Source organism: Erythrobacter colymbi (assembly GCF_002155685.1).
Classification (GTDB): domain Bacteria; phylum Pseudomonadota; class Alphaproteobacteria; order Sphingomonadales; family Sphingomonadaceae; genus Erythrobacter; species Erythrobacter colymbi.
Map to the genome: position 1 here is coordinate 119,227 of NZ_MUYK01000001.1, position 17,600 is coordinate 136,826.

Annotated in this window: 23 protein-coding genes; 13 read left to right on the plus strand and 10 right to left on the minus strand. The window is 67.2% G+C overall.

The genetic code is table 11. The features are described 5' to 3' along the window. Positions 1-4 precede the first annotated feature (4 nt). From BZF57_RS00575 to pal, 10 genes are all read left to right on the plus strand, one after another. Complete coding sequence (locus BZF57_RS00575; RefSeq protein ID WP_143738273.1) at positions 5-322, plus strand: hypothetical protein; 318 nt, start codon at positions 5-7, stop codon at positions 320-322. Next, positions 319-1,080, plus strand: coding sequence for an imidazole glycerol phosphate synthase subunit HisF (gene hisF, locus BZF57_RS00580; protein WP_086733534.1), 762 nt, complete (start codon positions 319-321; stop codon positions 1,078-1,080). The genes BZF57_RS00575 and hisF overlap by 4 nt, the downstream gene beginning before the upstream one ends. A 99-nt stretch (positions 1,081-1,179) precedes the next feature. Beyond that, positions 1,180-1,515 carry a phosphoribosyl-ATP diphosphatase gene (locus BZF57_RS00585; protein WP_086734550.1) on the plus strand — a complete coding sequence of 112 codons (336 nt, stop codon included), beginning with the start codon at positions 1,180-1,182 and terminating at the stop codon, positions 1,513-1,515. Then, positions 1,515-1,898 (plus strand): histidine triad nucleotide-binding protein, encoded by a 384-nt coding sequence (locus BZF57_RS00590; RefSeq protein WP_086733536.1) that lies wholly within the window; start codon positions 1,515-1,517, stop codon positions 1,896-1,898. Before BZF57_RS00585 ends, BZF57_RS00590 begins: the two co-directional genes overlap by 1 nt. Positions 1,899-1,988: 90 nt before the next feature. Then, entirely contained in the window at positions 1,989-2,438 is a 450-nt protein-coding gene (locus BZF57_RS00595; RefSeq protein WP_086733538.1) for a YbgC/FadM family acyl-CoA thioesterase, read from the plus strand. Between the two features lie 3 nt (positions 2,439-2,441). Then, entirely contained in the window at positions 2,442-3,140 is a 699-nt protein-coding gene (gene tolQ / locus BZF57_RS00600) for a protein TolQ (RefSeq protein ID WP_086733540.1), read from the plus strand. Next, entirely contained in the window at positions 3,140-3,583 is a 444-nt protein-coding gene (locus BZF57_RS00605; protein WP_086733542.1) for an ExbD/TolR family protein, read from the plus strand. Before tolQ ends, BZF57_RS00605 begins: the two co-directional genes overlap by 1 nt. A gap of 22 nt (positions 3,584-3,605) precedes the next feature. After that, positions 3,606-4,412, plus strand: a complete 807-nt coding sequence (locus tag BZF57_RS00610; RefSeq protein ID WP_143738275.1) for an energy transducer TonB — start codon at positions 3,606-3,608, stop codon at positions 4,410-4,412. After that, positions 4,412-5,809 (plus strand): Tol-Pal system beta propeller repeat protein TolB, encoded by a 1,398-nt coding sequence (gene tolB, locus BZF57_RS00615; RefSeq protein WP_240505801.1) that lies wholly within the window; start codon positions 4,412-4,414, stop codon positions 5,807-5,809. The genes BZF57_RS00610 and tolB overlap by 1 nt, the downstream gene beginning before the upstream one ends. 28 nt (positions 5,810-5,837) lie before the next feature. Then, complete coding sequence (gene pal, locus BZF57_RS00620; protein WP_086733548.1) at positions 5,838-6,359, plus strand: peptidoglycan-associated lipoprotein Pal; 522 nt, start codon at positions 5,838-5,840, stop codon at positions 6,357-6,359. Here pal and BZF57_RS21045 read toward each other — a convergent pair whose 3' ends face one another. After that, entirely contained in the window at positions 6,360-6,509 is a 150-nt protein-coding gene (locus BZF57_RS21045) for a hypothetical protein (RefSeq protein ID WP_156076220.1), read from the minus strand. A 138-nt stretch (positions 6,510-6,647) separates the two neighbouring features. Here BZF57_RS21045 and BZF57_RS00625 point away from each other — a divergent pair, with 138 nt between their 5' ends. Beyond that, positions 6,648-7,181: a J domain-containing protein gene (locus BZF57_RS00625; protein ID WP_086733550.1), complete on the plus strand. Its 534-nt coding sequence runs from the start codon at positions 6,648-6,650 to the stop codon at positions 7,179-7,181. A 16-nt stretch (positions 7,182-7,197) separates the two neighbouring features. Here BZF57_RS00625 and BZF57_RS00630 read toward each other — a convergent pair whose 3' ends face one another. The 9 genes from BZF57_RS00630 to pdeM all read right to left on the minus strand — a co-directional run bounded on the left by BZF57_RS00630 (position 7,198) and on the right by pdeM (position 16,141). After that, positions 7,198-8,034, minus strand: a complete 837-nt coding sequence (locus BZF57_RS00630) for an SDR family NAD(P)-dependent oxidoreductase (protein WP_086733552.1) — start codon at positions 8,032-8,034, stop codon at positions 7,198-7,200. Between the two features lie 80 nt (positions 8,035-8,114). Continuing rightward, the gene (locus BZF57_RS00635) at positions 8,115-9,428 is read right to left on the minus strand and encodes a cystathionine gamma-synthase family protein (protein ID WP_086733554.1); all 1,314 of its coding nucleotides are present in this window, start codon (positions 9,426-9,428) and stop codon (positions 8,115-8,117) included. A gap of 168 nt (positions 9,429-9,596) precedes the next feature. Next, positions 9,597-11,018, minus strand: coding sequence for an SLC13 family permease (locus BZF57_RS00640; protein ID WP_086733556.1), 1,422 nt, complete (start codon positions 11,016-11,018; stop codon positions 9,597-9,599). A gap of 100 nt (positions 11,019-11,118) precedes the next feature. After that, positions 11,119-12,327, minus strand: a complete 1,209-nt coding sequence (locus tag BZF57_RS00645; protein ID WP_086733558.1) for a DUF547 domain-containing protein — start codon at positions 12,325-12,327, stop codon at positions 11,119-11,121. A gap of 96 nt (positions 12,328-12,423) precedes the next feature. Next, positions 12,424-13,548, minus strand: a complete 1,125-nt coding sequence (locus BZF57_RS00650; protein WP_086733560.1) for a DUF547 domain-containing protein — start codon at positions 13,546-13,548, stop codon at positions 12,424-12,426. A gap of 269 nt (positions 13,549-13,817) precedes the next feature. Beyond that, positions 13,818-14,288, minus strand: a complete 471-nt coding sequence (locus BZF57_RS00655) for a hypothetical protein (protein ID WP_143738277.1) — start codon at positions 14,286-14,288, stop codon at positions 13,818-13,820. Between the two features lie 77 nt (positions 14,289-14,365). After that, positions 14,366-14,845, minus strand: a complete 480-nt coding sequence (infC, locus tag BZF57_RS00660) for a translation initiation factor IF-3 (RefSeq protein WP_240505802.1) — start codon at positions 14,843-14,845, stop codon at positions 14,366-14,368. A gap of 136 nt (positions 14,846-14,981) precedes the next feature. Further along, entirely contained in the window at positions 14,982-15,425 is a 444-nt protein-coding gene (locus BZF57_RS00665) for a hypothetical protein (protein WP_143738278.1), read from the minus strand. Then, positions 15,422-16,141 (minus strand): ligase-associated DNA damage response endonuclease PdeM, encoded by a 720-nt coding sequence (pdeM, locus tag BZF57_RS00670; protein ID WP_086733567.1) that lies wholly within the window; start codon positions 16,139-16,141, stop codon positions 15,422-15,424. The genes BZF57_RS00665 and pdeM overlap by 4 nt, the downstream gene beginning before the upstream one ends. Positions 16,142-16,253: 112 nt before the next feature. Between pdeM and hemF the strand changes: the two genes are divergently transcribed. Together hemF and BZF57_RS00680 are read left to right on the plus strand one after the other, a co-directional pair. Next, positions 16,254-17,111 (plus strand): oxygen-dependent coproporphyrinogen oxidase, encoded by an 858-nt coding sequence (gene hemF / locus BZF57_RS00675; RefSeq protein ID WP_086733569.1) that lies wholly within the window; start codon positions 16,254-16,256, stop codon positions 17,109-17,111. Between the two features lie 41 nt (positions 17,112-17,152). After that, positions 17,153-17,530 (plus strand): hypothetical protein, encoded by a 378-nt coding sequence (locus BZF57_RS00680; protein ID WP_086733571.1) that lies wholly within the window; start codon positions 17,153-17,155, stop codon positions 17,528-17,530. The last annotated feature ends 70 nt before the right edge of the window (positions 17,531-17,600 follow it).

The window sequence follows — 17,600 nt, forward strand, 5'->3', positions numbered from 1 at the left end:
GATCATGGCCGTTCTGTCGCTCGTCTTTGGAGCGCTCGCGGTTCGCGACATTCGCACCGGGTATGCCGGCTTCGTTATCGCGACCCTGCGCAAGTGGGAGAATCCTGTGACGTTCTGGGGGCTTGTCGCGGCAGAGGCCCTTGCGGCGCTTTTGTGCGCTGGCATTGCCGTGGCAGCCTTTACCATGCCCGCTACGTGTGACGAGGCGGGTGTCTGCACTGTTGTTATCGAAACGGCATCGCCTCCGGAAATTCCTTGCCCGAAGGAGGGCTGCCGGGCGCTTGTCCCCGTTCAAAGACCGCCGCTGGAGCCTTTTCCATGACCGTCCGCATCCGCGTCATCCCCTGCCTCGACGTGGCCGATGGCCGCGTGGTCAAGGGCGTCAATTTCGTCGACCTCAAGGACGCGGGCGATCCGGTCGAGCAGGCGCGCGCCTATGATGCGGCCGGCGCCGACGAGCTGTGCTTCCTCGACATTTCCGCCAGCCACGAAGGGCGCGGGACGCTGCTCGACATGGTGCGGCGCACGGCAGAGGTGTGCTTCATGCCGCTGACCGTCGGCGGCGGGGTGCGCTCGGCCGAGGATGCGCGCGCGCTGCTTCTGGCCGGCGCCGACAAGGTCGCTGTGAACAGCGCAGCCGTCGCCCGGCCCGAGCTGGTGGGCGAGATCGCGGAACGCTTCGGCAGCCAGTGCGTCGTCGCCAGCGTCGATGCGCGCCGCACGCCGCGCGGCAACTGGGAAATTTTTACCCACGGCGGGCGCAAGCCGACCGGCATCGACGCGGTCGAATATGCGCTGAAGGTTGCGGGGCTGGGCGCGGGCGAGTTGCTCGTCACTTCGATGGACGGGGACGGAACGCAGCGGGGCTACGACCTCGCCCTCACCCGCGAGATTGCCGATGCCGTCAGCATTCCGGTAATCGCGAGCGGCGGGGTGGGGAGCCTCGAGCATTTGGTCGACGGTGTCACCAAGGGCCATGCCAGCGCGGTGCTGGCCGCGAGCATCTTCCACTTCGGCCACCACACCATCGCCGAGGCCCATGCGGCGCTCCGCGCGGCAGGGCTTCCGGCGCGCGGTTGAACATTCGTCATTGCGAGCGTAGCGAAGCAACCCATGGACTGACCGCGCCGCATGCGGCAACGTCCGACCATGGATTGCCGCGCGCCTGCGGCGCTCGCAATGACGAGATTTGAACACGTGTCCGAAACCCTCGCCCGCCTCGAAGCGACCATCGCCCAGCGCCTCTCGGCCTCGCCCGAGACCAGCTACGTCGCCAAGCTCCACGCCAGGGGGCTCGCCAAGATCGCGCAGAAAGTGGGCGAGGAGGCGACCGAAACCGTGATCGCCGCGCTCGCGGGTGACGAGCAGGAGCTTGTCGGCGAGGCCGCCGATCTGCTGTTTCACCTGATGGTGCTGCTCGCCGAGAAGGGTGTGGCACTGGAGACGGTGCTCGCCGAACTCGACCGCCGCGAGGGGCTCTCGGGCCTCGCGGAAAAAGCCAGCCGGAGCGAATAATGCCGATCGACCCGACCCTGCCCTACGACGACAACAACATCTTCGCGAAGATCCTGCGCGGGGAGATCCCCTCGAAGAAGGTCTACGAGGACGACTGGGCCTTCGCCTTCGAGGACATCAACCCGCAGGCCGAGGTCCACACGCTGGTGATCCCCAAGGGGCGCCATGTCAGCTGGGACGACTTCAGCGCCAGGGCGAGCGACGAAGAGATCGCGGGCTTCGTGCGCGCTGTGGGCGAAGTCGCGCGGATGAAGGGGCTGGTCGAACCCGGCTACCGCCTCCTCGCCAATATCGGCCAGCACGGCGGGCAGGAAGTGCCGCATCTGCACGTCCACATCTTTGGCGGGCAGCCCCTTGGGCCGATGATCTGGAAGCGCGGTTAGTCTGCGTATTCGGCCCGGTTCGGCTGCTGTTCATCTTCAAAACGCACACAGCGGCTTTGCAGGGATTCCCCGCTAGGCTAGGTGGCGCACATGACCTCTCCCCATCCCCCGGGCGGCATCCTTGACGGTGCGCGGCATCTCTATGCCGTGCGGGTCTATTACGAGGACACCGACCTGTCGGGGATCACGTACCACGCGAACTACCTGCGCTGGTTCGAGCGGGCGCGCTCGGATCTGCTGCGGCTGCTCGGGATCGACCAGCGCGCGGCGATCGAGATCGGGGAGGGGGCCTATGCCCTGTCCGAGGTGAACCTTAAGTACCTTCGCCCCGCCAAGCTCGATGACGATGTGGTGATCGAAACCCGCTGCACGGAACTCGGCGCGGCCTCGTGCCGGATGCACCAGATCGCGCGGCGCGGCGACGACGTGCTGTGCGAGGCATCCTTGCGCGTCGGCTTCATCACCTTCGACGGCCGCCCGCGCCGCCAGCCCGCCGAATGGCGCGCCGCCTTCCAGACTTTCATGAACAAGGACGATTGACCCGTGACGCTTGCCTTCCTCAGCGCCGCCGCCGCTCCGACCCGGCTCGATCCGGTCGAGCTGTTTCTTCAGGCCGACATCATCGTGCAGGCGGTGATGCTGGGCCTGATCCTGGCGAGCGTTTGGGTGTGGATGATCATCGTCTCCTTCTCCCTGCGGATCGGTGGCCTGTCGAAGAAGTCGCGAGAATACGAGGGCGAGTTCTGGGAACAGCGCGACCGCGAGGGCCTGCTGACCAAGCAGATGCGGAAAGAAGTTCCCGCTGCGCGCGTCGCCGCTGCCGGGCTCGACGAGTGGAGGAAGTCCACGGCCAAGCAGCCGGTCGACCGTGATGCTGCGCGCCAGCGCATTGCCGCCGTCATGGACAGCCAGATTGCGGAAGAAGCCGACGAGCTTTCCGGGCGATTGAACTTCCTCGCGACCGTCGGCTCGGTCGCGCCCTTCGTCGGGCTGTTCGGTACGGTGTGGGGGATCATGAACTCCTTCTTCCAGATCGGCGCGCAGCAGAGCGCCAGCCTCGCCGTGGTGGCCCCCGGCATCGCCGAAGCGCTGTTCGCGACCGCGATCGGCCTGTTCGCCGCAATCCCCGCGGTGATTGCCTACAACCGCTTCGGCGGATCGGTGGACCGCTACGAGGCGGGGCTCCAGCGCTTCGCCGACAAGCTCCACACGGGGCTGAGCCGCGAACTGGATCGCGCCTGATGGGAATGGGTGTCACAGGCCGCAGCCGCAAAGGCTCCAAGCGCGCCCGCCGCGCGGCGATGGCCGAGATCAACGTCACCCCGCTGGTCGACGTGATGCTGGTGCTGCTGATCATCTTCATGGTGACGGTGACGCTGCCCGCCGTGGGCGTTCCGGTCGAACTCCCCGAAAGCCGCGCCGCGCCGGTCGAGGAGAAGCCCGACCAGATCACCGTCTCGATCGACGCTGCGGGCACCATCTACATCGAGCAGGATCCCGTCCCCGCCGGTGGGCTGCCTGCCGCGCTAGAGGCGCTCAACCGCGGGGGCGAGCAGCCGCTGGTGGTGCTGCGCGGTGACCGCAGTCTCGATTACGGCAGAGTGATGCAGGTTATGGGCGAGCTGGGCCGTGCAGGCTTCACCTCGATCTCCCTGGTCACCGACGGTTCAGTTTCGGCTCCATAACCCGGGCAAGGTGATGGGTGAGATGACGCTCCGCAATGACGAGAAGATCGGCCTCGGCGCCGCCGTGCTGCTGCATGGCGCGCTGGTGGGCGTGCTCGCCTTGCAGACGATGCGGAGCGAGGTCTCGGTCTTCCCCGAGCGGATCAACGTGAGCCTTGCGACCGATGTGGGCCTCGAGGCCGCAGCGCCCGATCCGGTGAGCGAGAGCCGCATGGCATCAGCGCCGACGCTCGACATCAATCCGGCGCCCGCTCCCGAGCCGGCCAAGCCCGAACCTGCGACACGGACGGCGCAGACCCCGCCCAAACCGACCACAAAAACCGCAGCACAGCAGCCCGCCCCCTCGCGCGACCGCTCGCGTCCCGACAGGACGCCGCCGAAGCAGGCTACCACACCCCCTCGCCAGACCGCGCCCAAAACCGGCGGCGGACCCTCGTTCGATGAAGCCTTTCGCGATGGGGCCGGGACTTCCCGCAACACCGATGAAGCCCGTGCGCCCGCTCCGAAGTATGGGCCGAGCGAGCTTGCGTCTCTCGACAGCGCCATCGGGCGGCAGGTGAAGGTCAAATGGCAGGGCCGCGTGCCGCAAGGGCCGGATGCTGAAAAGCTGGTAACCCGTGTTCGCTTCAAGCTCAATGCGGACGGGACACTGGCCGGAGAGCCTCAGGTCGTGGATACTGTCGGAGTGACCGATCTCAATCGCAATCAGGTGGCGCGCCATCGCGAAGAGGCGGTGCGCGCCGTCAAGCTCGTCGGGAAATTCAACGTGCCCTTCCCTGTCCCGGGGGATCACAACACATTTACTCTGAAATTCGAGAGGAACCGGTAATGAAAGCGGCAGCAATGAAGGCGATCGGCGCGCTTCTGCTTGCGACAGCATCCTATCCCGCTTTTGCGCAGGACTTGTCTGCGCCTCTGCCCGAGGACAGCCCGGTTGAAACGGTCGATAGTGCCGCAGGCGAACGCGATATCGTCATCACCGACGAAGCTGCCTGGTCCGACATCGGCATCGCCATCCCCGCCTTCGCCACCGACCGCGAGCGCGCGACGCCCGCCAACGAGGCCGGCACCGGGGCGCTCGGGCGCGAGATTGCGCGGGTGATCACGGCGAACCTGCGCAACAACGGCCTGTTCAAGCCCGTCGGCCCCGACAGCCTGCCGCAGCCTGCCTTCGCCGCCGTGCGCGCGCCGACCTATGCCACCTGGAGCGGGCAGGGCGCCGAGATGCTCGTGCAGGGCTATGTCACCGCGCGTGACGATGGCCGGCTGGTGGTCGGCTGCTATCTCTACGACGTGCAGCTCCAGCAGCAACTGGTGCGCGAGGGCTGGGTGGTCGCGCCCGGCGACTGGCGTCGCGCGGCGCACAAGTGCTCTGACCTCATCTTCTCGCGCCTCACCGGCGAGAGCCCGTTCTTCGACAGCCGCATCGCCTATATTGCCGAGACCGGGCCGAAGGACCGCCGGGTCAAGCGCCTTGCGGTGATGGACTCGGACGGCGCGAACCACCGCTTCCTTACACTGGGGAGCGCCACCGCGCTCACCCCGCGCTATTCGCCCGACTATTCGAAGATCCTCTACCTCTCCTATGTCGACGGCAATCCGCGCATCTATGTCTACGACATCGGCAGCGGCAAGCAGACGCTGGTGACCGAGAACAAGAACCCCACCATCGCCCCGCGCTGGTCGCCCGATGGCAAGTCGATCCTGTTCTCGATGGCGGTCGCGGGCAACACCGACATCTACCGCATCCCCGCAACTGGCGGCACGGCGATCAAGCTGACCGACAGCCCCGGGATCGACGTCGGCGGCTCCTACTCGCCCGATGGCACCAAGATCGTGTTCGAAAGCGACCGTTCGGGCAGCCAGCAATGCTACGTCATGGACGCCGACGGGAAGAACCAGAAGCGCATCAGCTTCTTCGGCGGGCGCTGCGCCACGCCCGAATGGAGCCCGCGCGGCGACCAGATCGCCTTCACGCGGATCGCGGGCGACTTCAACGTCGCGGTGATGAACACCGGCGGCGGCGGGGTGCGCGTGCTGACCAAGGGCTGGCAGGACGAGGCCCCCACATGGGCGCCCAACGGCCGCATCATCCAGTTCTTCCGCACCGAAAAGAACACCGGGCGTTCGGGCATCTGGCAGGTCGATCTGACCGGCCAGAACGAACGCCGCCTGCCCACCCCGGTTGACGCCTCCGACCCCGCCTGGGGCCCGATCCGCCCCTGATTTTCACGACGAGAAAGGAACACAAGCGATGAACACCAAGCTTGCGACTATCCTGCTGCTGGCCTCGGCCACCGGCCTTGCCGCCTGTTCGAAGAAGGCGCCCGAGACCACCCCGCCCCCGCCGCTGACCACGCCGACCACCGCGCCCACCGCAACGCCGACCTCGACCCCGAACGGCCCCGCTATCGGCACGCAGGCGCATTTCGCGCAGGCCGTGGGTTCCTCGACCACGATCTACTTCGACACCGATCGCTACAATGTGGATACGCAGGATGCCGCCGCGCTTCAGGCGCAGGCACAGTATTTCGCGCGCTATCCGCAGATCACATTCACCATCGAAGGCCACGCCGACGAGCGCGGCACGCGCGAATACAACCTCGCGCTGGGCGAGCGCCGTGCCAATGCGGCCAAGGCCTACCTCGTCAGCCTCGGCGTCGATCCGAACCGCATTTCGGTGCTGAGCTACGGCAAGGAGCGCCCGGTCGCTCTCGCCTCGAACGAAGCGGCCTGGGCGCAGAACCGCCGCGCCGCGAGCGTGATCATCAACTGATCAGCCCTGCAGCAGGTCGCTCGAAAGGGCGACCTGCTCGGCCGCGACCGGGGCTTCGATCCCCGCCAGTTCGCGCGCGCCGGTGACCACGCACAGCCCCGCGAGCGCAAGCACGCAGAACAGGCTGGAGAGGGTCAGTTGCTGGCTCATGGCGTGTCGTCCTTTTGCAATGCAACATTTCACATTGCAACCGGTTCCCGTATTCTCACGCCTTCCCATTCCCGGCCACTGCGCCTAGATGGGTGACGTGACCCAATCGACCAACGACATGACTCCGGGAGCATCCCGGTGAGCCGCGCGCGCCGGTCGATGGACTGGGGTTTCCCGCGCTGGCGGCCCTATGGCTCCTCGCAGGAGGCGGCCAATGTGCGCATCTGCGACCGCCACGGCTGCGACGAGCCGGGCGATTGCCCCGCGCCCAAGGCCCCCAACAGCCGCGACCGGTGGTATTTCTGCCAGAAGCACGCGGCGGAATACAATTCCAAGTGGGACTACTTCGAAGGTCTGGAGCAGGCCGAGAAGGAAGAGCGCGCCCGGGCCGAGCGGGCCGAAAGCGCAGGCTATGCCGAAAGCGCGCATTACGGCTGGGCCGGATCGGGTGACGGATCACGCAGCGCCGACGAGATGCGCGCGCTCGAGGTGCTGGGGCTCGAGGCGGATGCCGATTTCAACGCGGTGAAGAAGGCCTACCGCGCGCGCGCCAAGGAAGTGCACCCCGACGTGAAGCCGGGCGATGCCGAGGCGGCGAAGCAGTTCCAGCTGATCCAGACGGCCTATGAAGTCCTGCGCGCGGCGGAAGAACGGCGCGAGTGGCGGGGATAGTCACTCGGCCCTGATCCTAGGCCGAAGGCCCCGCGAACCCCTTGCCCGAGGCATTGATCTGCGGATCGGGGTTGTCGTTCCACCACGGCACGTCGGTCCAGGGGCGCACGTCGACCTCGTGGCTCCAGCAGTTCCTAGGCTGATGGGCGAGGTGCCAGTAGGTCTCGGCCAGCGCGGCAGGGTCGATCACGCCGTCGCTGCCCTTGTTCGCCTTGAACGCCTCGAACTTGTCGCCGAGCAGCTTGCCGAGCGTGTCGGGGGCGTCGACCGGGCCGTCGACGATCACGTGGGCGACGTGGATGCCCTTGGGCGCGAACTCAGCATTGAGGGTCTGGCACAGCATCCGCCGCCCGCCCATCGCCGCGGCGTGGCTGTGCTGGCCGGCATTGCCGCGCACCGCCGCCGTCGCCGAGGTGACGAGCAGCGTGCCGTGCGGGCCGCCGTTCGTAGCGCGCTCGACCATTGCCGGGAACAGCGCATGGGCGAGGCGGAAGACGCCGTAGGTGCCGAGCCGCCAGCCGAGCTCGAAGATGCGGTGCGGGGTCTGGTCGAGCGCGCGGTTCCCGATCTGCGCGCCGAGGTTGTAGAGCGCGGCGCGGATCGGGCTGATGTCGCGCTCGGTGCGCGCGACCAGCTCCTCGATGCTGCCATCCTCGGCGGCGTTGAGCAGGGTGCCGGAGGCCGAGCCGCCGGCCGCCTCGATCTCGCCCACCATGCGGGCAAGGCCTTCCTCGTCGCTGCGTCGGGCGAGGACGGCGTGGTAGCCTCCGGCGGCAAAGCGCAGGGCGGCGTTGCCCCCGATCCCGGCGCCCGCGCCGATGACAAGGAACACGGGTTTGCGGCTGTCGGTCATGGTGCTTTCTCCCTCCCGCCACCCTGAAACCTCGCCGACCGCCGGTCAAACAAGTTCAGGATGGCGGAGGGAAAGCGCGGCTACACCGCGTCGAGCGCCTGCGCGAAGTCGGCGATCAGGTCGCCCGCGTCCTCGATCCCGACGCTGATGCGCACGAGGTTGTCGGTGATGCCGAGCAGGTCCTTGCGCGCCTGCGGCACCGAGAGGTGGGTCATCGAGGCGGGGTGGCTCGCCAGCGTCTCCGTCCCGCCGAGGCTGACGGCGAGCTTGGCGATGGTGAGGTTGTCGAGAAAGCGGAAGCACTCCGCCTCGCCGCCCTTGATGAAGACCGAGAAGGTCGATCCGGCGCCGAGGCAGTGGCGGTCGTAGATGTCCTGCTGGCGGGCGTCGCTGATGAAGCCGAGGTAGCCGAGGCCTTCGACCTTCGGGTGATCGCGGAGGAAGGCGCAGACCTTCGCCGCGTTCTCGCCCGCGCGCTGCATGCGCAGTTCGACCGTCTCGAGACTGCGCAGGAGCATCCACGCGGTGTTGGGGTCGACGATCCCGCCCATCGTGTTGCGCAGCGCGCGCACCGGCGCGATCCACTTCTTCGCCCCGGCGATGGAGCCCGCGACGAGGTCGGAATGGCCGCCGACATATTTGGTCAGCGAGTAGGCGACGATGTCCGCCCCGTGATCGAGGGGCCGCGACCACAGCGGGCCGAGGAAGGTGTTGTCGATCGCAATCGGGCATTCCGGCAGCGCCGCATCGCGGGCCGCCTGCACCGCCTCGACATCGACCAGCGCGTTGGTGGGGTTGGCGGGGCTCTCGAGGTAGATCATCGCGACCTTGCCGCCGCGCTCCGCCGCCTGCGCCTTGGCCTTGGCGAGCACCGCGTCCAGTTCCTCGCGGGTCGCGCCGGCGGGGAAGTCGACATAGCTGACGCCGAAGCGGTTCAGCACCTTGGCGACGAAGCCCTCCGATGCGGCATAGAGCGGGCCGGAATGGACGATCACGTCGTTCTGGCTGGCATAGGCCATCATCAGGATGCAGATCGCGGTCATGCCGGAGGAGAAGGTCAGCGCGTCCTCGGCCCCGTCCCACACCGCCAGACGGTCTTCGAGGATCTCCTGATTGGGGCCGTTGAAGCGCGAATAGACGAGGCCCTCCGCCCCGCCTTCGCGCAGGCCCGTGATGCCTTCGAAGTGGCGCTTGCCTGCGGCCGCGCTCTCGAAGGCGAAGGTGCTGGTGAGGAAGATCGGCGGCTTGAGCGAGCCTTCCGAGAGCACCGGGTCGAACCCGTGGCCCATCATCAGGGTGGCGGGGCTCAACGGGCGGCCATTGATCTCGCGCTTGGCGGGTTTGGGCTTGCGGCGCGGGGTGGGTGTTTCAACGGCATCGACGGCGTCGGGCATGGGACGCTCCTTCCTATTTGCTCACGCTCCCAGGAAGGCGGGAGCCTCTCGGCGAAGGGCAGGGCGCCCGTTCCTAACCTCCGCAGGAACGCCTCTCCGCTGCCACCGCTGTGCTGGATGAAGAGGTATCGCGCGCGCACGATCCTTTCAAGCGGGGCTCGCAAGATTTCACACGAGAGTTGCGATCAACCACACCACGCCAACGATGAGCGGCACCCCCGCAAGGTCAAGCAAGGCGCCTGCAGTGACCATTCGCTCGATCCGGATGCGCCCCGTCGCCCAGGCGATGGCGTTGGGGCCGGTGCCGGCGGGGAGCATGAAGCCCCAGCTTGCCGCCAGCGCCGCGGGGAGCGCCAGCAGCACCGGGTCCGCGCCGAGTGCCACCACCAGAGATGCGACCACCGGCACGATCCCCGTCGCGGTTGCGACATTGCTCGCGAACTCGGTGACCACCACCACCAGCGCGACCACCGCGAGCGCGACCAGCATCAGCGGCCATGCCTCGAGCGGCAGCAGCGCCTTGCCGATCCAGCCCGCGAGCCCCGAGGCCTGCATCCCCGCCGCCAGCGCCAGCCCGCCGCCGAACATGAAGATCACGCTCCACGGCGCGCGCTCGGCCTCGTGCCACACCAGCAGCGGGCGGCCGGTGCCGTCGGGGAGGAGAAACAGCGCGAGCGCCGCGATCACCGCGATGGTGCCGTCGGTCCACGATCCGGGCGGCAGCAGCGGCGCGACCAGCGGCTGGCTGACCCAGGCGATGAAGGTGAGGAGGAACAGCGGCACCAACCGCTTCTCCGGTGTGCTCCAGTTCGCATGGGTTGCGATCGCGGCGCGCGCGGCGGCAAGGTCGAAGGGATGCGCGGCCACGCGCTGCACCCGCGCCACGATCCACGCGGCGAGCGGCACGCTCAGCAGCACCAGCGGGATGCCGTAGAGCGACCACTCGGCAAAGGTGATCCGCACGCCCGCGATCTTGTCGAGCAGCCCGACGGCAATCGCATTGGTGGGCGAGCCGACGATGGTGCCGAGCCCGCCGATACTGGCGGCAAAGGCGATGCCCATCGGCAGCGCGCCCCAGATGCCCTCCTGCCGGGGCGCATCGCCCTCGGGCTCAGCCGAGCCTCCCTCAAGCACCGCCAGCGCCATCGGCATCATGATCAGCGCGGTCGAGGTGTTCGAGATGAACATCGAGAGCAACGCGGTCGCCAGCATGAAGGCGACCAGCAGCCGCACCGGGCCGCCACCCGTCCCCACCGCGCGCAGGATCGCGAGGCTGAGGCGGCGGTGCAGGCCGGTGCGCTCGATCGCGAGGGCGATGAAGGCACCGCCCAGCAGCAGGAACAGGATCGGCGAGTAATAGGTCGCCGCGGTCACTTCGGCATTGGAAACCCCGGCGAGCGGCAGGATCACGAAGGGCAGCACTGCGGTCACCGCGAGCGGCACCGCCTCGGTCATCCACCACGCCGCCATCCACAGCGTCAGCCCCGCCACCAGCCATGCGCCCTCGCCCATGCCGCCGGGCGGGACGGTGAGCGCGGTGAGGGCAAAGGCCAGCGGGCCGAGGAAAAGGCCGATCCGGCGCGCGGTCATGTCAGGCGGTGCTCCCCCGGGGTGTTCTCTCTGCCCGGGGGACTATCAGCCCGAGGCCTGCACCTGCAAGCCTCGGGCCGCTTTGGGCGCCGCAGCGCCGCTATTCGACCGCGTTCTTGTTCGGCGGGTCGCCCGGTAGGCTGATGTTGGAGAAGAACACCCGCGGATTGAGCTCGCCGCGCCGCTGCATCGTCTGGAGCTTCTGCTTGCGCTGCTTGACCAGATCGCAGGCGGCCTGCCCGAGCTGATCCGAACAGCCGACGACAGCCAGCGGGCCTTCCGCTGCACCGGGCTCCGACGAGACGAACAGCGAGTTCGGCGGGCGGGCGCCGCCGTGCAGATCGGCGATCTCATGCTCGTAGATCGACGGCTTGGCGCCGCTGGTATCGGCCAGCAATTCGGCCACCCGCGGCTCGGCATACTTGCCCAGATGCGCGCGCAGATCGGTCTCGAAGGCGGGGAAATAGAACGGCGCCGCCTCGGCATAGAGGGTCGAGACCGCCAGCGTATCGCCTGCCTTCTGCGTGCCCCGCAGCGAGTTGATGAAATCGGTCGCGGCGACATCGAGCAGCGAGCCGACATTGTCGCCGGTGAAGGCGTAGCTCTGCAGCTGCGGCCCGCCGATCTCGCCGCGCCAGAAGCCGTAGATCACCTTGGGATCGCGCCAGTGGCGGTAGACGATCTGCTCGCGGATATCGCGCAGCGACACGGGAATACCGCGCAGATTGATGAAGCGCGCCTCGTCGAGCGGGACGCCGCCGATCCGGATCTCGCGCGGCTCGCGGACCGGCCACTCCAGCGCGATCTGCTCCATCAGCGCGACATTGTGGAGGTTGAGCCAGAAGGCGAGCTGCTCATTGCGCGGCAGGCTGGCGATGTCGACCTCGGCAGCGACCCGTTCGAGATCCTGCCGGTACTCGGTGAAGCTCGCCTTCACATCGTCGTCGAAGAACCGGAACAGCGCCATCGAACCTTCGAGGCGATAGCGCGACTGGGGTCCGTACTTGATGCGGGTTCCCAGCTGCGCATCGGTGCGGGGTGCGCCCTTGCCGCTCGAGGGGCCCATGTTGAGGAGGATGCGCTTGAGCGCATAGTCCCAGATCTCGTAATCGATGGTGGTGCGCACCGGATCGGCGGTGGGGGTGAAGATCGCGAGCCGCTGGTCGGCCGACGAGGCCGCACCCTGCCACTGCGTCGCTGCCGCCGCGTAATGCGGCTCTCCCGCTGTGACGGTTGCCTCCGCCGAGGCAACCGCCGAAACCGACAGCGCCGAACCAGCCAGCGCTATGAACACCACCTTCCGCTTCATCGTCTCTCTCCGACCCGGATGATTGATTCCCGTCGGAAAGAGATGTTATCTCAGCAAGATAAACCGCCGATGAACAGCCGTTCAGGTGAGCCGGGCTTACTTCACTTCGGAGGTTTCGCCCGCTTCGCCCGGGAGGGTGATGTTGCTGAAGGTCACTGTGCCGGTGCGGCCCTGGCGGATGATCTCCTGGAACTTGGTCTCGCGCTCGCGCAGCAGGGCGGCGACGCTCTGCGGGATGCGGAAGCTGGTCGCAACGCCGTTCGAGGTGATGTTCTGGTAGGTCGGCTCGCGCACGCCGCCTTCGATGTCGGCAATGTCGTGTTCGGCGATCACCGGCTCGGCGCCGCTGGTCGATGCGAGCAGGGAGGTGGTCTTCTCGTCGGCGAATTTGGCGAGGTGGGCGCGCAGGTCCTTCTCGAAATCGGGGAAGAAGAACGCGGCGTTTTCCTTATAGAGCTCAGCCACTTGCAGCTTCCCGCCCAGCTCCTGCGAGCCGCGCAGCGAGTTCACGAAATCGGCCGCGCCGCGCACCAGCAGGCGCGCGACATTGTCGGCGTTGAAGGCCTCCTTCTGGAGCGAGGGGCCGCCGATCTCGCCGCGCCAGAAGCCGTACATCACCACCGGATCCTTCCAGTAGCGGTAGACGATCTTCTCGCGGATATCGCGGGGGGAGAGCCTGATGCCCTCGACCGTGATGAAGCGCGCCTCGTCGAGGGGGACGCCGTCGACCAGGATCTCGCGAGGCTGGCGGATCGGCCAGGCGTTGGCGATCTGTTCGACCATCGCGACGTTGTGGAGGTTGATCCAGTAAGCGAGCTGCTCATTGCGGCTAAGTGACTGGATATCGACGATATTCGCCGTGTTCTCGAGGTCCTTGCGATACTCGGTGAAGCTCGCGATCACATCGGAATCGAGGAAGCTGAACATCACCCGCGTGCCTTCGAGGCGGTAGCGCGAAACGTGGCCGTACTGGCGGCGCGTGCCGAAGCTCGGATCGGGGCGGGGCGCGCTTTCCCGCAGCGAGGGACCCATTGAAATCACGATGCTTTTCATCGCCTCGTCCCAGATCGAATAGTCGATCTTGTCGTTGCTCGGCTTGCCGGCCGGGGCGAAGGTCGCAAGGTCGGCCTCGCCCGGCTGGCTCTGGGCGAGCACCGGGGTAGCGGCGAGCAGCAGGCCCGAGGCCAGCAATGCGGAGCGGACAAGGGGGCGAAGCGACATGGCTGATGTTTCCCGTGAAACAATCCCGATTTCGGGGTTCTGGTGGGGGTCTGATAGGGGTCTGGTGCGGGCTGGGCGGGGTCTGGAGGGGGTCGAGACGGGGTCTGGCTGCGATCTGGACGGGCCTGGCGGGGACCGTGCCGCCATCCAGATCGCACCGCCCTTGTAACACGGCGAGCGCGCATCGTGTTGTCCGCAATCGGCTTTCATCGGCGTTTGGTCGACGCGCCATGTCGCTCGCCGACAGGGATCACGTGGGCTGCCGCCGTCTATCTCGCCGTCAACAACCGCGAGAAGCACACCGCTGCGCTCTCCCCGTCTCCCTCGACATCGGCCGACCAGTCGCTGTCGGCCGCGTCCAGCGCATCGGCCGCCTCGCGGGCTTCGCCTGAGAGGCAGGCCCTGAGTTCGACCGAGCTGCGATCTTCGAGAACCCATTCGCCATCCGGCCCGCGTCTGGCGTGGACCAGCAGCGTGATGCCTTCGCGGTAGCGCGCGTGCTGGATCACGCGGTAGGCGCGCGTTCCGATTGCGGGATTGCCGGCGATCATCTCGACCGGCTCGAGCGTCAGGTCAAAAAAGCTGTATCCGAGACAGACATCGCCGGGCTCGCATCCCCCGGCATCGCCGCGGTCTTCCATGCCGATAACCCGGGCGAGGAAGATCGCATGGTCGGCTGCGGGATCGAGCCCATTTGCCTGCGCGGTATCACCGGCGGCGGCGGGCTCTGCCGCTGCCATCGCGGCGCATAGCAAAAGGGCGGAAGCGCCAAGCGCCCCCGCCCCGGTATGGCAAAGCAGCCGGACCGCGCGCGCGATCACTTGGGTGCGAGCACCATCAGCATCTGGCGCCCTTCCAGCCGCGGGAAGGCTTCGACCTTGGCGTATTCGGCGACATCGTCCTGCACCTGCTTGAGCAGATCCATGCCGAGGTGCTGGTGCGCCATTTCGCGGCCGCGGAAGCGCAGGGTGATCTTCACCTTGTCGCCGTTGTCGATGAACTTGTGCACGTTGCGCATCTTCACGTCATAATCATGCGTGTCGATGTTCGGACGCATCTTCACTTCCTTGATGTCCTGCGTCTTCTGCGTCTTGCGCGCGAGGTTCGCCTTTTTCTGCGCCTCGTAGCGATACTTGCCGACATCGAGGAACTTGCACACCGGCGGGTCCGCGTTGGGGGACACTTCGACGAGGTTCAGGCCCTTCTCGTTGGCCTGCTCGATGGCTTCGCGGGTGTACATCACGCCCAGGTTCTCGCCTTCATCGTCGATGACGCGGACCTTGGGGACGTTGATCATGTTATCAAACCGAGGGCCGCTTTTTACGGGCGGGGCCAACGAGCGCCGGGGTGGACGAGATATGGGGTGTTCTCCTGTGGTAGCTTCGTGCTGGCGGCTATGTAGTGCGAAACAAGGCGGAGCGCCAGATGGAGTCTTACGGGGCGCGGTAAAGGTGTACGCCCCATGATGCCTCGGGGAAATCGACCAGACCAAGGCCTGCCACGCGGGGCAGCAGCCACAGGGCGAAGGTGACGAACGCGGCGCCGAAGATCACGAAGGCGAGGCTGATCGGCCAAGGCGGCCGCCGTTCGGATCCGGCCAGCAGCAAGCCGACCGCCACGCCGCCGAGAAGCGCGGTGCTGCGCCACAGGGCCGCGAGCGTGAAGGTGTCGCCGAAAATCTGCCCGGTGGCGATCGCAAGCACGGCGTAGGCAATGGCCAGCACCGGAAGGCCCGCAGCGAGCCATGCCCGAACGACCGGACGGCCATCGCGCAGCGGGAGCACGACCCCGAAGACGATCGGGACCGCGATCCAGATCGCCAGGTGCCAGACGGTCAGCGTGTCCCAGACGTAGAGCAGCGGGACAAACCGGTTCACGCCGCCGCCTGCCACAGCGGGAAGCGCGCGATGCGGCCCGCGGCGGGCATGAGCGCCTCGATCCGGGCGGCCGGTTGCAGCGCTCCGAGGATTTCGGGGTGGCCTGCGTCGAGCCCGCCGGTGAGGGTGCCGAAGGCGGGGAGGATCATCCGCTCGGCCCCGCCCTTGCTGCGGCCCAGAACCGCGCCCAAAACCGCGCAGGGCCGGGCGATGTGGCGGTTCCTCACGTTCACGCGCAGCTTGGGGTGATAGTGGCCCGACAGCTCGGGCGCGGTCTCTCCGGCGCGGGCTTCGTGGCGCAGGATCACGCCGCCCAGTTCGAGCTCGGGAACGATCGTCCCGCCGAAGCCCTTGGGGAGCGCCTCGTCATGGTTGCCGGTGATCCACACCCAGTCCAATGCGCGGGTCAGGGCTTCGAGCATGCCGGTCGAATGCGCATCGAGTCGCAGCGCGCCGGCGTCATCGTGGAAATTGTCGCCCAGCGTGATGACCCGCCGTGCGCCCGTTGCCTTCACCGCGTCGGCCAGCCGTTCGAGCGTGTCGCGGCTGTCATAGGGCGGGAGCATTGACCCGCGGGCGGCAAACCAGCTGGCTTTCTCGAGGTGCAGGTCCGCGACCAGCAGCGCGCGTTCCGCCGGCCAGTAGAGCGCGCGCCCGCTGCCGAGCGCAAGCTCGTGTCCGGCGAAGGGGAAGGGGGCGAACATAGCGCGAACCATGCCCTTCCTCTGCCGCCAAATCCGGCGCTTGGCAACCGCGCGGGCGGGCCAAAGCACACTTGTGCGCCGCGCGCCTTGCCCTATGGTGCGCGAGACTGACGGACGGGGATGTATGACGGACTGGACACCTTACACGGATCGCGCGCGCACGTGGTTCGAAGCCTTGCGCGACGATATCTGCGCCGAATTCGAGAGCATCGAGCGCGAGGCGGGCTCGGATGCCGCCTTCCAGTACACCCCCTGGAACCGCGAGGAAGAGGGCAATCCCGATCCCGGCGGCGGGGTGCAGGGCTTGATGAAGGGCAAGGTGTTCGAGAAGGTCGGCGTCAACGTTTCGACCGTGCGCGGCAGCTTCGCCAAGGAATTCGCCGGATCGATCAACGGGGCGAGCGCGGAGAACCCCGGCTTCGTGGCGACCGGCATCAGTCTGGTGGCGCATATGGCGAACCCGCACGTGCCCGCGGTGCACATGAACACCCGCTTCCTCACCACCACCAAGGCGTGGTTCGGCGGGGGCGCGGATTTGAACCCGCCGCTGCCCTATGACGAGGACACCGCGCAGTTCCACGATGCGATGCGCGCGGCGTGCGAGCCGCACAACGCAACCTATTACGAGCGCTATTCCAAGTGGGCGGAGGAGTATTTCTACATCCCCCACCGCAAGGTCCATCGCGGCGTCGGCGGGCTGTTCTGCGACCATCTCGAATGCCCCGATGATGCCGCCTGGGAGCGCAACTTCGCCTTCATCCAGGACATCGGCAAGCAGTTCCTCAGCGTGTTTCCCGCGATCGTGAGGAAGCGGATGCACAGCGCCTTCACGCCGGAGGACGAAGCGCAGATGTTCGAATACCGGGGCCGCTACGCCGAGTTCAACCTCGTCTACGACCGCGGCACGATCTTCGGTCTCAAGACCGGGGGCAATATCGACGCGATCCTGATGAGCCTGCCGCCCAGAGCCACATGGTCATAACGCGCGACATGGTCATAAGGGCCGAGAGGGGGAATAAACCGATGAAACATGCCATTGCCGCCATCGCCGCCACTGCGCTGCTCGCCGCCGTGCCCGCCCGTGCGGCCGAGCCGCGCGAGAGCGCGTCGCACGAAACCAAGCTCACCTGCGTCATCTACAACGCCCTGCTCGTCAGCATTTACGACGGTGACGGGGAGGACGATCCCACCCGCAAGGCCGCGCAGGAAAACGGCGAGCGCTGGAGCGAGGTGCTGCTGGTCGATGCCGGGGGCGACGAGGCCAAGGTGATGAGCGAGGTCAACCAGCGCCTCGATGCCGTGATGGCCGGGCTGGGCGGGGGCACCGAGGAGGAGCAGATGACGTTCCTCATCCAGAAGCTCGAGGCCATGCAGAAGGTGTGCGAGCCCTACGATACATGAGCCTTGCCCGCCTCGTGAAATTCCGCAGCGCAGCACATTGCCCCTTGCCGACGGGCCTGCCCGACTGCAC

What these genes read in the sequence shown, in the direction of transcription:
- BZF57_RS00575 (WP_143738273.1), top strand. Translation starts at nt 5, where the DNA reads ATGGCCGTTCTGTCGCTCGTCTTTGGAGCGCTCGCGGTTCGCGACATT.
- hisF (WP_086733534.1), top strand. Translation starts at nt 319, where the DNA reads ATGACCGTCCGCATCCGCGTCATCCCCTGCCTCGACGTGGCCGATGGC.
- BZF57_RS00585 (WP_086734550.1), top strand. Translation starts at nt 1,180, where the DNA reads ATGACGAGATTTGAACACGTGTCCGAAACCCTCGCCCGCCTCGAAGCG.
- BZF57_RS00590 (WP_086733536.1), top strand. Translation starts at nt 1,515, where the DNA reads ATGCCGATCGACCCGACCCTGCCCTACGACGACAACAACATCTTCGCG.
- BZF57_RS00595 (WP_086733538.1), top strand. Translation starts at nt 1,989, where the DNA reads ATGACCTCTCCCCATCCCCCGGGCGGCATCCTTGACGGTGCGCGGCAT.
- BZF57_RS00605 (WP_086733542.1), top strand. Translation starts at nt 3,140, where the DNA reads ATGGGAATGGGTGTCACAGGCCGCAGCCGCAAAGGCTCCAAGCGCGCC.
- BZF57_RS00610 (WP_143738275.1), top strand. Translation starts at nt 3,606, where the DNA reads ATGACGCTCCGCAATGACGAGAAGATCGGCCTCGGCGCCGCCGTGCTG.
- tolB (WP_240505801.1), top strand. Translation starts at nt 4,412, where the DNA reads ATGAAAGCGGCAGCAATGAAGGCGATCGGCGCGCTTCTGCTTGCGACA.
- pal (WP_086733548.1), top strand. Translation starts at nt 5,838, where the DNA reads ATGAACACCAAGCTTGCGACTATCCTGCTGCTGGCCTCGGCCACCGGC.
- BZF57_RS21045 (WP_156076220.1), bottom strand. Translation starts at nt 6,509, where the DNA reads ATGAGCCAGCAACTGACCCTCTCCAGCCTGTTCTGCGTGCTTGCGCTC.
- BZF57_RS00630 (WP_086733552.1), bottom strand. Translation starts at nt 8,034, where the DNA reads ATGACCGACAGCCGCAAACCCGTGTTCCTTGTCATCGGCGCGGGCGCC.
- BZF57_RS00635 (WP_086733554.1), bottom strand. Translation starts at nt 9,428, where the DNA reads ATGCCCGACGCCGTCGATGCCGTTGAAACACCCACCCCGCGCCGCAAG.
- BZF57_RS00640 (WP_086733556.1), bottom strand. Translation starts at nt 11,018, where the DNA reads ATGACCGCGCGCCGGATCGGCCTTTTCCTCGGCCCGCTGGCCTTTGCC.
- BZF57_RS00645 (WP_086733558.1), bottom strand. Translation starts at nt 12,327, where the DNA reads ATGAAGCGGAAGGTGGTGTTCATAGCGCTGGCTGGTTCGGCGCTGTCG.
- BZF57_RS00650 (WP_086733560.1), bottom strand. Translation starts at nt 13,548, where the DNA reads ATGTCGCTTCGCCCCCTTGTCCGCTCCGCATTGCTGGCCTCGGGCCTG.
- BZF57_RS00655 (WP_143738277.1), bottom strand. Translation starts at nt 14,288, where the DNA reads ATGGCAGCGGCAGAGCCCGCCGCCGCCGGTGATACCGCGCAGGCAAAT.
- infC (WP_240505802.1), bottom strand. Translation starts at nt 14,845, where the DNA reads ATGATCAACGTCCCCAAGGTCCGCGTCATCGACGATGAAGGCGAGAAC.
- pdeM (WP_086733567.1), bottom strand. Translation starts at nt 16,141, where the DNA reads ATGGTTCGCGCTATGTTCGCCCCCTTCCCCTTCGCCGGACACGAGCTT.
- hemF (WP_086733569.1), top strand. Translation starts at nt 16,254, where the DNA reads ATGACGGACTGGACACCTTACACGGATCGCGCGCGCACGTGGTTCGAA.
- BZF57_RS00680 (WP_086733571.1), top strand. Translation starts at nt 17,153, where the DNA reads ATGAAACATGCCATTGCCGCCATCGCCGCCACTGCGCTGCTCGCCGCC.